The organism is Paenibacillus sp. 1-8 (assembly GCF_056316205.1).
This window is the reverse complement of sequence record NZ_CM149995.1, coordinates 2,537,351-2,550,609: the sequence shown is the minus strand read 5'-3', so window position 1 is coordinate 2,550,609 and position 13,259 is coordinate 2,537,351. Positions and strand designations below refer to the sequence as shown.

General features: G+C 49.1%; 8 protein-coding genes. 1 reads left to right on the top strand and 7 read right to left on the bottom strand.

All coding sequences use genetic code 11. The features are described 5' to 3' along the window. Positions 1-55: 55 nt before the first annotated feature. Positions 56-3,067 carry a glycoside hydrolase family 2 TIM barrel-domain containing protein gene (locus AC0WRU_RS11620; RefSeq protein WP_476128397.1) on the bottom strand — a complete coding sequence of 1,004 codons (3,012 nt, stop codon included), beginning with the start codon at positions 3,065-3,067 and terminating at the stop codon, positions 56-58. Between the two features lie 142 nt (positions 3,068-3,209). Between AC0WRU_RS11620 and AC0WRU_RS11615 the strand changes: the two genes are divergently transcribed. After that, entirely contained in the window at positions 3,210-3,332 is a 123-nt protein-coding gene (locus tag AC0WRU_RS11615; RefSeq protein ID WP_476128396.1) for a hypothetical protein, read from the top strand. Positions 3,333-3,747: 415 nt separating this feature from the next. On the opposite strand, the gene AC0WRU_RS11610 is transcribed toward AC0WRU_RS11615, so the two are convergent. The 6 genes from AC0WRU_RS11610 to AC0WRU_RS11585 all read right to left on the bottom strand — a co-directional run bounded on the left by AC0WRU_RS11610 (position 3,748) and on the right by AC0WRU_RS11585 (position 13,001). Then, a complete protein-coding gene (locus tag AC0WRU_RS11610) occupies positions 3,748-5,478 on the bottom strand; it encodes a glycosyl hydrolase 53 family protein (RefSeq protein WP_476128395.1) in 1,731 nt (576 codons plus the stop codon). Positions 5,479-5,814: 336 nt separating this feature from the next. Then, positions 5,815-7,344: an ABC transporter substrate-binding protein gene (locus AC0WRU_RS11605; protein ID WP_476128394.1), complete on the bottom strand. Its 1,530-nt coding sequence runs from the start codon at positions 7,342-7,344 to the stop codon at positions 5,815-5,817. Positions 7,345-7,420: 76 nt separating this feature from the next. Then, positions 7,421-8,350, bottom strand: coding sequence for a carbohydrate ABC transporter permease (locus AC0WRU_RS11600; RefSeq protein ID WP_025684891.1), 930 nt, complete (start codon positions 8,348-8,350; stop codon positions 7,421-7,423). Positions 8,351-8,368: 18 nt separating this feature from the next. Next, positions 8,369-9,289: an ABC transporter permease gene (locus AC0WRU_RS11595; RefSeq protein ID WP_025684892.1), complete on the bottom strand. Its 921-nt coding sequence runs from the start codon at positions 9,287-9,289 to the stop codon at positions 8,369-8,371. A 305-nt stretch (positions 9,290-9,594) separates the two neighbouring features. Beyond that, a complete protein-coding gene (locus AC0WRU_RS11590; protein ID WP_476128393.1) occupies positions 9,595-11,166 on the bottom strand; it encodes a response regulator in 1,572 nt (523 codons plus the stop codon). 113 nt (positions 11,167-11,279) lie between these two features. Next, positions 11,280-13,001 carry a sensor histidine kinase gene (locus tag AC0WRU_RS11585; protein ID WP_476128392.1) on the bottom strand — a complete coding sequence of 574 codons (1,722 nt, stop codon included), beginning with the start codon at positions 12,999-13,001 and terminating at the stop codon, positions 11,280-11,282. Between the last annotated feature and the right edge of the window lie 258 nt (positions 13,002-13,259).

Sequence of the window (13,259 nt, the reverse complement as noted above, 5' to 3'; positions counted from 1 at the left end):
GGAATCGAACGAATCCGTTTGAACTTATCGTATTTGTGCTGCTAGGCAGGCATAGTTATTCGTCTGCTTTAAACACCGGAATGATGCGCAAACCGAATTCAATTTCTTTTTCATCCAGGCGATATGGCTGGAGCAGCTCCGGACCGCAAGAGTTCGATCCAATCCCGCTCATCTTGTAATCAAGATGGATAAACGTTTCTTTACGCTTGGTAAGCTCATGGAGGTGCCCCGCAGCCGCAAGATCGTCCATGCCATAATGCCCCGCATTGAACGAGAAGGCCTCATCCCCTTTGAAACGAAGGCCCATGCCTAGTGCATTGGATACAGTGACCCATTCTGTTCCGAATCGTGAGCCGTTTTCTTGCGGTTTAATGTAAGGAACGAACATCTCATCGACTGTCGTCAGGTAATGCCCTTTCTTTACGCTTCGGCGTTTGTCCATATAGCTCTCATGCGGGCCGAGTCCGAAGTATTCTACTTCCTCCATGCCGGCAGGCATCGTGAGCTGAAGCCCGAAGCGAGGCAAATACAACAGGTCCTCCTTCACGTTCGCTTTTACGCACAGCGCGATTTCCCCCGTCGCCAACACTGTCCATTCGGCGTTTCCTGAGAGAATGGTCGGTACGCTATGGCCGCCCAATGAGAAGGAGACTTGAATGGTGACCGAACCGTCCTCCTGCTTCCAATCCGCGCGATACACCTTTGCGACCACCCGATCAAATCCGGCCTCAAGCCACTCTGCTTTCACAAAGCGGTCGTTATCGGTCGGTGCGCGCCATACGGTGAAGCCGACCGGACCTTGGATAAGCGGCACGCCGTGCCGAGAAATCGCCGTGAATGCTCCCCTGCATAAATCGAAGCGATGAACGAAATCGAAGCCTTCGATCGTCAGTATCCCATCCTCTTCCCGCGCCGTGATGCCGGGCCGGTCAGCGGAAACGACGTCTACTTTCTTCTGGATGACTGGAAGCTCGAATTGCTCGAACGCAATTTCGTGCCCCAAGCCGCCCCATGACGTCTCGCGGTTCAATCGATATGAGATCGTCAGGAAATAACGGCTCTCCGATTCCTTGGGCCAGCATACCGGGATCGATATCGTTTCCGTTGCGTGCGGCTTCGTCGACAGCCCTTCGAGCAGGCCTTGCCCCGCGACTTGGCCGTCCTTCTCGACCTTCCAATGGAAGATGACGTGGGATAAGTCGATGAAGTCGTAGAGATTCGTGACATCGAGCTTTCCTTCCGCAAGCGCCTTTGCTTCCACGCGAATTGGAGCGATCACTTGCTTCAGCTCGAGCAGACCGGTATGCGGCACGCGGTCCGGCGACACGAGTCCGTCAATGCAGAAATTTCCGTCATTTGGCCGATCCCCGAAGTCGCCTCCGTAGCCGAAGAAAGGTGTGCCGTCCTCCGTCCGGGTCAAAATCCCGTGATCGCACCATTCCCAGACGCAGCCGCCCATCAGCTTCGGGTATTTATATATGACGTCCCAGTAATCCTTCAAATCCCCGGGGCCATTGCCCATCGCATGGCTGTACTCGCATAAGAAGAGCGGCATCGTAGCCGTTTCGTCCTTCGCATAATTCTCAATATACTCGATCGATTCGTACATATGGCTATCCATGTCCAAACACCTCGTTTCGGTGCTGCCTTGATGGCGCGGTGCGGCGCCTTCGTAGTGAATCGGACGGGATGGATCGCGCACCTTCGTCCACTCCGCCATCGCGATATGATTGGCGTCGAAACCAGATTCATTCCCCATTGACCAAATGATGACGGACGGGTGGTTTTTATCCCGTTCGATCATCCGTTCCGCGCGTTCGACAAAGCTGTCCCGCCAGGCTGGATTCTTCGTCAAGGCATGGTAGGTTCCCGTCGCGGGCAGCACCCCATGGCATTCCAAGTCCGCCTCGTCGATGACGTAAAATCCGTATTCGTCGCAAAGCTCCAAAAATTTCGAGTCGTTGGGATAATGTGAAGACCGAATCGTGTTGATGTTATACCGCTTCATTAAGACAAGGTCTTGAACCATGTGGGGAACGGGAATGGTCTGTCCCAGCTCGGGATGGGAGTCATGCCGATTGACCCCCTTTAGCTTGACGGCCTGTCCGTTAATCCGAAAGACGCCGTCCTTGATTTCGATTTTGCGGAAGCCGACGCGGAATCGGAGGACTTCTTGTCCGGAGTATACGAGTAACTGGTACAAATAAGGACATTCCGCATTCCACAGCACCGGCGCTTCGACATGGAACGCTAGTATACCCTTCCCGTCGATCGCCGCCGATTGGAAGCCGACCTGCTTACCGTCCGTGTCAAGTAGTTCCGCTTTTACGCCAACAGGGCCAATCGTCTCGATTTCGCAGTTCAGCACAGCCCAGCTGAAATCGCTCGCCAACTCTTGCTTGTTGTAGACATCCCGAATGTAATGCGAATCGCGTGCGAGCAAATAGACGTCCCGGAAAATACCCGAAAATCGCCAAATGTCCTGATCCTCTATATACGAACCATCACACCACTTTAAGACCATGACGGTAACCCGGTTCGATCCCGTTCGCAAGACGTCCGTCAGATCGAATTCCGCCGGCATCCGGCTTCCTTGACTGTAGCCGACAAACTGGCCGTTGACCCATAGGTAAAAACATGAGTTCACGCCCTCGAACACGATGAACGGCTTCTTCTCCTCCCAGTTAACCGGCACATTGAAGTCCCTGACATAGACCCCCGCCGGATTGTCGTCCGGCACATACGGCGGATTATACGGAAAAGGATAGTGGATGTTTGTATAATGCAGCTGGTCGTACCCGTTCACTTGCCAGCAGGAAGGAACAAGAAGATCGTCCCATCCGCCGACATCCGCACCTTCCTCATAGAACCCGTTTTCAACCCCCTGTACACTGGCATGATAGCGGAATTTCCAGCTGCCGTTCAGCGTTTGGTAAAATGGAGATCGCCCTCGCTTCCCCTCCATCGCCCGCCGCGTATCCCCATATGGAATAAAATACGCCCTGGATTCTTCGCGATTGATTTGCCTTACACCCAAGTCCTCCCAATACGACTCGATCTTAACCATAATCCTCCACGCCCTTTCGTCCTTTACGCTCACCACTCGTCCACGCTTCGTCCTTGTAATCGATACTTGCTTAGTTATAATGAATGCCTAATGATCTACTTGCAGGCAAGCAGTCAAAGCGATCGGCACGGAGTGAACAGTGGTGAGCCAGCACCGCGTCGTAAGCCTCTACCGTCGATACGATTTTATTGTATTCGGTAACTCATCCAGCATGATTGAAATGCGACAGGATGATATCGACGGAAAACCCAGCGGAAACATCTGATACCCGATCGCGATAGGCGTCAGCGTGTGCATTAGAAGCAGGGTTTCATTCTCCCTGATATCACTCCAAATCTGTGCAGGTTCATGCTCTCCCTCTCCTCTCTCCGCTATGTATCCATTATAGGCTAGCGTAATGAGTCTCGAGAATTTAGCCTAGCAACAATAACCCATACTTTTTCACCGATCTGTCGAACCATGTATTTTCCCTCAGAACAAAAAACAGAAAACCCCGTTATGATTCAACTGGGGTCTCGATCACACATGCAGCTATTCAAATCTTGTGCCTCTTGCTCGTAAAAAGTACCTTTCGAATAGTATGAGTCAAAACGAAAGAAACAGTCCCCATTCCAAGGAAGGGGGACACATTTTTCCAATAACTTAATTTCGATGTCTTTAGCTTAGATCCAAAGATCTTGTTACTTTACAGCATCGGCTTTCTTAATAAGTTTGAAGTCGTCAATGTTTCCCCACTGCCCGCCGGGAAATTTTAGATGGGCGCCAATAGTCAGAGTTCCATTTGTAACTACAATATTATCTATTGTTGGATTAGACCATTGTCCGGTATTTGTAAAACTCTTCCTCTTACCTCCAGCAAAAATCTCAGATATCTCTTCTTCTCCTCCGCCGTAGACCCAAGCAGATAATTGATAGGTGCCATTTTTAATCCCTGTGATAGTTTGGGAAACTTTGAATTCTGTGGCTGTTGGTCTCCAATAGTGTAATGCTAATGTGCCGGAGTGTACGTCAATATCTGTGCTAACCGCGTCTGTATCCCCAGTAACCTTCCACGGTTTTAATCCCATCTCAAAGCCAGGATTTTGAATCATACTTGTGCTTGGCACCACAGTAACTTTGGAAGAGTCAGTAAAACCCCCATCATATGAAACCACCGATATGGTTGCTGTCCCAGCAGCAAGTCCGGAAATAGTCCCATTATAAGGATGTACCTTTACAATATCAGGATTTGAGCTCGTAAAAGTAATTCCTTTATAGGTTGCATTAGCAGGATTGATGATAGCATTTAGCTTACTAGTAGCACCTACTTCAATCGTTTCGGTATGCTTATCCAGAGCTAAAGATTGCACAGGATACCGATTATTTTCAACAGCACCGTCAATAAATGCATCTAATGCCAATGAGGGCGTACCGTCCGGGTCCCATGCAGATTTAGGATACCCAAAATAATTCCCCTCAGGTGCCCAATAAAATACACCCGTTCCCAAATCGTTCGGAGCTGCATGTAATTTATTTTGAACATTTACAAGCATGTTATAAACACTATCGGCATCCTTGGCAACTTCCCCCCCGACTTCAACAATCATGACTTCCTTCCTATATTTTTCTGCGAGTTTATTCATGTTTTCAGTTAATTCATTAATTGAGGAAGTAAAAACCGAATCCGGATAATAAGATAAGCCAATGATATCATAATCGCTATCTTTAAGACCGGCTGCAACCAGACCGGCATAAAACGGTTCAACGCCATTTTCTGCTCCGCTTGCTCTATGGATGATAACCTTAATCCCAGGAAAAACCGCTTTGGCTGCGCTCGATCCGGCTTGAATCAGTTGAACGAGGTTGGACGTATTGCTATACTCCCCCAAGGGATGCATCATTCCATTATTAATTTCATTCCCGATTTGTACCCACTCCGGTGTTACGCCTGCTACTTTTAGAGCATTCATCACCTCAGAAGTGTATTCCGATACATGTACTTTTAATTGATCTAAATTATCGTTGGCCCATGCTTTAGGTGTTATCTGTTTTCCCGGGTCAGCCCAAGTATCACTGTAGTGTAAATCAATCATAACCCTAAATCCGAAGGCGCTTACACGAGATGCTAATGCAACTACTTCTTCTGTACTGCAATGACCATTGGAAGGATCATCAGACGGATCAACAAAAGCCCGTATTCTTATGGAATCAATTCCGTGATCCTTTAAAATCTGAAGAAGATCTTGCTCTTCCCCATTATCATTATAGAATTTATAACCCAGGGCCTCTAATTGTGGCAGCCAGCTGATATCTGCGCCTTTGGCGAACGAGTCAGGGATAGATGAAGCGCTTACCTTTGTCGGTAAGATAAAGGCTGTCATGGATATAATCATTGCAAACGTAAGAATCATAGCAATTATTCTATTTATCATTGTACTACCTCCTTGTTTTATTTGCATCAATACATCCGTATTGAAGCGCTTTCACAAACCTCTATAGATCACATCCCGTTCCACGCCAACTGGATCGTCCGCTTGGGATTTCAGAATCCGCCGATTCGGGTAGTTCCAAATTCGCAACCTGATCAATTCACGCGCTCCGCTTTAATCGCAGCATGTCGTCCTGCACCCAGTCTTCGCAAAACGTACCTCCTGCGCTTCGATTTCGTCCACAAACGAGATATCTATCCCTTTTAAAAATTCGAAAGTTGCCATTGCTGTACCCGCCTTTCGTTGAAAAAAGAAAGAGGGAATGACTCCCCCTTTACGTTATTTCCCTTCTAAGAAGGCGTCGATCTGGCTTTGCAGTTCCGCCTGCACTTTGTCGATGCCCGCAACTTTAAGTTGTTTGATCAGCTCGGCTTGACCCTTCTCCAAATCCGGAACTAGGCCGTACTCTAACGGAACGCCGTATCGTAACATCACGTTGCCGATGCTAGCCATTTCATTCTTTACCTTCTGGTCGTCGAACACGAACGTCTCAAGCGGATAGTGATAAACTTTCTTCTTCCAGTCAGCTTCCATATTCGTCGCTTCCTGAGGGTAGGAAGCATCCGTCCGATTGAGTGCCGAATTCCACCCCCAGTAGGAGAAACCGGTGAAATTCGCTTGGCTCGCGCCTGGTTTAAACTTGTCGTCGCCGACCGGCTCGTAGTGCTTGCCTGCGATGCCGTACATCGTTAAATCATGAATTTGCTTGTCGTTCTGCAATAGGTCGATCACCATTAGGGAACGCTCTACATGCTTGGTCGTCGCATGAACCGCCATGCCATTCTGCGTCGAGATGGAAGCCGTCTTCTTCTGATTCGGGGTGAGATCGGCGATAGCCATGTCGGCATCAGGAAGCGCACGACGAGCCTCGGCCAAATCGAAGCCCACAGATCCGAGATTGCGTTTGTACGATGCGGCCTTGCCAGCCTTCATTTCCTGCCAAACGTCGTTCTTGCTGTTGACAACGTTCTTGGACCAACCACCGTTATCGGCCAAGTCCTTATAATAAATGAGCAACTTTTTGAATTCCGGCGTATCATAAACGTTAAAAACTTTGCCTGTTGCATCGTCGAGCTTATAAGCGAACGGGATGTTCGGATCTACGAGTTTCCATTCGTTATACTGCTCGAGCAGCACATTATCCAGCTCGTTCCATTTATACCCGCCGCCCGCCGCTGCGGCGAAGCCGCTCATCCCTTTTTCGTTCTTCGAAATCGTCTTCGCGTAGGCGGCAAACGTCTCGGGACTGGTGACTGGCTCAAGATTGTACTTCTTGCGTAAGTCCTCACGAATCAGCAGAACTTTGTCCATAATTTCTTGGTTGTTGTTCGGCACCATGTACAGCTTGCCCTTAATCTTCGCCTGATCCCAAGAGAGCTTCGGCATCGCTTTCCATGTCATAGGTGCATTGGATTTCAGCAGTTCGTCGGTCAGTTCGTAGAAGCCACCATTCAGCGCCTGATTGGAATAAAATGCCCAGTTCGCCGTGAACACCAAGTCGAAATCATCTTTCGCTGCGAACCTGAGTGGATATTTCTGCGACCAATCGGACCAGTCGAGGAATTCGACATCGACTGTCGTGTTGATCTTCTTCTTCAGCAGTTTGTTCACCTCACCGAACACTTCGTCGTAATCCGCCGGCTTGGCGCCCAGCAGCAGCATTTTCAGTTTAACCGTGCCGTCGTTCGCGCCGTCTGTACCGTTCCCGTCCCCCGAATTTCCATTGTTACCACCGCATGCGCTAAGTAGCGTACTAAGCAACAGCACGATGACAAGAAGCAACATGGCATTCCTCTTCTTATGTTTCATGATCCATACTCCCCCTAATTCAGATAATGGCATTGATGTGAACGGACATGCTATTGATAACCAAGTTGCCCTGAGATCATCCTTTCACTGAACCGACAGTCAAGCCTTTGACGAAAAAACGCTGAATGAACGGGTACGCGATTAGGATGGGTCCTGTCGCTACAATGGTCATCGCCATCTTCAAGCTTTCGGTCGGGATACTTAAATTGACGACTGCCCCCGATTCCATCATCGCCTTGCGCATGCCGTCCATATTCCCAAGCATGCGATAAAGATAGTACTGCAGCGGCATCAAATTCTCTTGCGAGATAAAGAGCAGCGGGTTATACCAATCGTTCCAGTAACCAAGCGCGATGAACAATCCTATGGTCGCCAGTGCCGGCTTCGACAAGGGGATGATCAGCTCGATAAAGATCCTAAAATCGCCCGCTCCGTCAATTTTAGCAGATTCTGTAATCGCTTCTGGTATATTACTCATGAACGTCTTCATGACAATGATGTAAAACACATTCATCAATAAGGGAAGAATCAGTACCAGAAAAGTATCCTTCAGGTGCAAGTATTCAACGACGAGCAAGTACCAGGGGACAAGTCCACCGTTGAACAGTGTCGTAAAGAAGAAGTAGAACGAGAAGGTTCCTCGCCATTTGAAATCCTTCCTAGCCAGAACATAGGCCGTCATTGCGGTCAAAAACAGCCCGACTACCGTCCCGATGGCGGTCACCCCGATCGTGACGGCGTAAGCCTGGATCATCTGTGAGGGATATTTGAACAGAATACTATACGCTTCGATCGAGAAGACCGTCGGAAACAACTGAAAGCCATTCTCAATAATGCTCTTCTCCTCTGTCAACGAGGAGGACACGATCAAAATAAAGGGCAAGATGCAGAACAAAGCCAGAATAGTAAGCGAGACGTAACCGATAATATTGAGCAATACACGATCGGCAGACACGCGTCTTCTGCCTACCGCTTGGGCGACTGGGCTCGTATTTATCGTAGACATGGGCATTTCCTCCTTCTCTTAGAATAATGCACGGTCTTTATCGTATTTGCGAACCGCGTAGTTGGCAATCATGATGGTCACGAAGCCAAGCAACGATTGGTAGAAGCCCGCTGCGGCCGACATGCCGATCTCATTTGAGCTCATCAGCAGACGGAAGACAAACGTATCGATGACATCTGTATTTGAGAATAAGAGACCGTTGTTGCCGATCATGTTGTAGAACATCCCGAAATCCCCACGAAAAATATTGCCGATCGCCAGCAACACCAGGATAATCATTGTTGGATACAGGTTTGGCACAGTGATTTTCAGGATTCGCTGGAAGACGTTGGCCCCATCAATTTCCGCCGCCTCGTACATCTCGGTATCGATGCTCGTGATGGTAGCCAGATACATAATCGTCCCGTAACCGAACGCCTTCCATGTGGATACGATGATCAGAATGAACGGCCAATACGCGGGGGTATTGTAAATGTCGATCGGCTCCATGCCCAGCTTCGTCAACATCGCGTTAATAAACCCGAAGTCGTAGCTAAACAAGTTGAATGCAATGGCGCCGACGACAACCCACGAGATGAAGTAAGGCAGGAAAAACACCGTTTGAGTCAACTTTCGAAACCACTTCCCCCCCACCTCGAACAGCAGGATCGCGGCAAAGATTTGCACTACGTTGTTCACGACGATGAACGCGATATTGTAAAGCGCGGTGTTGCGTGTTACGCGCCAGGCGTCGCCTGACTCGAAAAGGAACCGGAAATTATCGAGACCATTCCAGGGGCTCCCGAATACACCGCCGTCGAAGTTGAATTGCTTGAACGCCAATACGATTCCCGCCATAGGCACGTAGGCGAACAGAAAAATAAAAAGTACGCCTGGCGTGAGCATCAGTAGCAGGGTTTTATACTTCCTGACATCGCTCCAAAATCCATGCAGGTTCATATGCTCCCTCTCCTCTCTCCTCTTTGTCCCCATTATAGGCGAGCGTTATAGGCCTTGAAAATTTAGCCAAGCAACAAAAAACTATACTTTTTCACCGATCTGTCGAACCGTGCCGTTTACCTCCATAAAAAACTACACTGCCCCATTGATTAACAAGGCCGGCTGGAACCAAACAACAGAGATTTCAAAAGAAGCATAATTATCTAATAAACATTTAAAATAAGGTCAGTGAGTTCATTGATTAGGCGTAGAAAAAAAGACCCTCGGTCATGATTCGACCGGGACCTCAATCACACATATAGCTATCAAATTTTGTGCTTCTTGCGGTATTCGCCCGGCGTCATGCCCATTGCTTGCTTGAAATTCCGGTTGAAATAAATTATATTCTTATAGCCCATCTGATCAGCGATTTCATAAATTTTCTTCGTCGGGTCTTTGAGCAGCTCGCACACACGATCCGTCTTTAGGCCGATCAAGTAATCGCTGAAATGTGTGCCCGTCTCCTCTTTGAATAACTGGCCCAAATAGTTCGCAGTAAAATCTAAATGCGCCGCGACTTCCTTAAGCGTAATTTTCTTCTCCAGGTTATTCTCCACGTATCGCATGATTTCTTCAATTAGTTTGCGCATCTGCCTTTGTCCCTTGATGTACAGCATCTCAGACAGCTCGAAGAATCCCCTGCGAAGCCAAGACAGAATGTCATGCACCGTCTCGAATTGAAACAGTACGTCTGGTTGGCGCGATTCCCATTCCAGCAGCTCGTATAAATTTTCTTTTCGCTGCTGAAGATCGGCATGCAGCTTGGACGTCATGCGTATGATAAGCGCATACACGCCTTCCTTGCCAGTCAGTGTCACATCCTGTTGAAGCAACTCCATCAAACAGTCGTCAATTGTGACCAGGTCGTAGTCCAAGATCGCCTCGAGCATTCGATTGACCTTCTCTTCCATGCACTTGCCCGGCGTATTTTGAGAATGCGCCTCGATCACTCCTTGAATGATTCGATTTTTGCCGAGCAGCCATTTGGCGCCAAGCGCCGCCAGCGCCTGTCGAAAAGACTCGTGGAGTTCCGTCTCGTTGGATGCGTTACGACCGACGCCGATCGTGACCGTGCGAGAAGTGCTTCGATTCACATGTTCGACAAGCTCCTTAAGCAAGCTATTGAACCTAGACTCCGGCACGGCTGCAAGAATCACGAATCGGTTTCCCTGCCCCTCGATGACGGTACCGAGCCTGATGTCCGCTGCAAAAGTCTTGATCGTCCGGCTGATCTTTCGAATCTCTGCGCGTTGCTCTTCCAGCGGAAGGTTGCGCATCTTCCATTCTAAGTCGTCAATTTCCACGAGCGCCACGGACGTCCCCTTCTCCAAATAATGCGCAAGCACGCCACTAACGTGCGATGTGGCCGGCGCGGGCGTTCGTTCCTCAAACCACCTTAGGAGTAGCTCTTCGTTCACGAGCGACAGGGTTTCCGTAAAGGAACGATCCTGCTCCAGTTCTTGCTCGATTTTCGCGACCTGCTCCGTCAGTATGCGAAATAATTCTTGGTCTTCGACCGGCTTCAGCAAATACCCTGAAGCATTGATCTCGATCGCTTCCTTGGCGTAGCCGAAATCCTCGTGGCCGCTAATAAATACGATCTTAACCTTCGGATGGATCGTCTTCGCCTTCCGGGCGAATTCGGTTCCCGTCATGATCGGCATTCGAATGTCCGATAAGATCAAGTCGATCGGTTCGGATTCCATGAGCTTCAATGCCTGAAAACCGCTATGGGCCGTGCCCGCTACGCGGACATTCAGCCCACTCTCGAGGACGCGTCGTCGTAGCCATTCGAGGTCGACCACTTCATCATCAACTAGCAACAGATTAACACTCATGTACATGCCTCCGGTCGTTTCACTCATTTACGCACTATGCCTGAATGTATCATACCTTTTCCCCCCGAAGGACAACATGGCGGTCTTCAATGAAAACGGATACAAATTCACGGTTACTGCCGTGGTTCGCCGCCCTGCCCATCCTGATGCCAAGCCGGGAGCAGAATCCGAACCGTCGTTCCTCCTCCATAAATGCTTGCGATCTGGACGCCGTAAGCATCTCCGTATAACAGCTTGATGCGATCGTCGACGTTTTTGACACCGTAACCGCCCTCTTGCCTCGGGTTGTTTAGCAATCGCTCCACCGTATGGGGCTTCATGCCAATGCCGTTGTCGATGACCTTCAACTCGATAAGATCGCCAATACGACACGCCTTAATCAGGATCGCGATCGTATCTCCGAACCAAGCGTGCTTAAAGACGTTCTCCACGAAGGGTTGCAGGATCAGCTTAATGACCGGCACCTGCAGAATATCGGGCTCGACATCGACATGCATCGTAAACGCGTCCGCATATTTTACCCGTTGGATCGCAAGATAGGTCGTTACTTGTTCCAGCTCTTTCCCCAGCTCAATGCAGACACGGCCTTGGTTGAGGGTGAGACGGTAAAAACGGGAGAGCCCTTGCACCATCTCCGTCACCTTGTCCGTCTCTCCGAGATTCGCCAAGCTTCCGATCGTCGACAGCGTGTTATAGAGAAAGTGAGGATTGATCTGCGCTTGCAAGGCCTCCAGCTCAGCTTGTTTCTTTTGGATGCCTTCGATATATACGCTATCGATTAAATTTTGGATACTACTGGCCATCACGTTGAACGCATCGGCGATTTGTACAAACTCGTCATTGCCGGAGAATTGTATCCGCTTTAGAAAATTTCCTTCCTGGAACGAACGAACAAGGTTGACGATCCTCGACATCCTACGCCCGGAAAGGCGGGCGACGATATAGCCAATGAAGGCCATGACAACAAAGCTAATGGCACATACGGTGATGATGATTCGCTGTAACCTACCCGCATCCTTTGACAAGTACGAATTGGGCACAAGCGTCTCGATTACAAAATCAGTACCTGGGATCTCTTCCAGGAGGCTTAGATACGCTTCGCGCGAGGCGTTTTGTTCGGCCATTCCTCGATGGTAAAGCGATATGCCAGTGGAACGGTCGACCAGACGCAGCGTAATCCCTTCTTCGAGCGGAAAGGCCACGAAATCGCCCAACAGGTCTTCGAGTGACACGGTGATACGCACATAGCCGATTTCGGTCTTATAATCGGCATACGATACCAAACGGCGAAAATGTGATATATTACCAAGTTTACTGTCGGTATCGATTTGCAGCCAGATGTTGTCCCGTTCCGTGGCTTGAAGCGAACGAAACCACTCGGAATGGGAAATCTCACCGAACGGCAGGATATAATAATCGTTTTGCGCGATCGGCTCCGCGAGGTTATCGCCACTCACAATGTTCAAATCGCTGTTCAGTGTATAAAGCATAAGGCGAATATCGTTCCCAGATAGCTGCAGCGGCGCTGTCATCTGCGGGATGATCTCGTCCAGCATCGTCCAGTAAATGTCCAGCGGATCTCCCTTCTTCTGAATGGCGTGCTGGAACGCTAGGCTGCCGAACAGCGAATCGGACATGCGCTGAATTTCGTCCATCTGATAAAGAATATTGTTCCTTGTCTGCTCCATACCGGTCCGAATATTCGTCTCAGCCATCTCCGTCCGCGAATGAACAAGCATCGAATACGAAATATAGCCGATCAACACGTCCGTAAGCAACACTAGCAGCAAGTAGGGGACCATCATTTTATAGGTAAAAGGCACATATGATTTCACCGGTAAGTTCCTTTCCCATTCCTCGTTCTAATAATAAATATCACCATGTTCTAACCACAAGTTCTATTCGATTCCGTGACCGCTTGTTTCGCCAGATAATCCTGACCTCTCCTCTATAAAGCGGCAAAAAGAGAACCCGAAGTCTCTTTTCGAGTTTCCTCACCAGCAGTTGCAGGCCAATGTCGGTCTTCTGGTCTTTTGAAGGTGTGTTTGAATACGGCCAAGCCCATAGCTGCACTTGCTGCTTCTTGCGTTCGG

What these genes read in the sequence shown, in the direction of transcription:
- AC0WRU_RS11620 (WP_476128397.1), bottom strand. Translation starts at nt 3,067, where the DNA reads ATGGTTAAGATCGAGTCGTATTGGGAGGACTTGGGTGTAAGGCAAATC.
- AC0WRU_RS11610 (WP_476128395.1), bottom strand. Translation starts at nt 5,478, where the DNA reads ATGATAAATAGAATAATTGCTATGATTCTTACGTTTGCAATGATTATA.
- AC0WRU_RS11605 (WP_476128394.1), bottom strand. Translation starts at nt 7,344, where the DNA reads ATGAAACATAAGAAGAGGAATGCCATGTTGCTTCTTGTCATCGTGCTG.
- AC0WRU_RS11600 (WP_025684891.1), bottom strand. Translation starts at nt 8,350, where the DNA reads ATGTCTACGATAAATACGAGCCCAGTCGCCCAAGCGGTAGGCAGAAGA.
- AC0WRU_RS11595 (WP_025684892.1), bottom strand. Translation starts at nt 9,289, where the DNA reads ATGAACCTGCATGGATTTTGGAGCGATGTCAGGAAGTATAAAACCCTG.
- AC0WRU_RS11590 (WP_476128393.1), bottom strand. Translation starts at nt 11,166, where the DNA reads ATGAGTGTTAATCTGTTGCTAGTTGATGATGAAGTGGTCGACCTCGAA.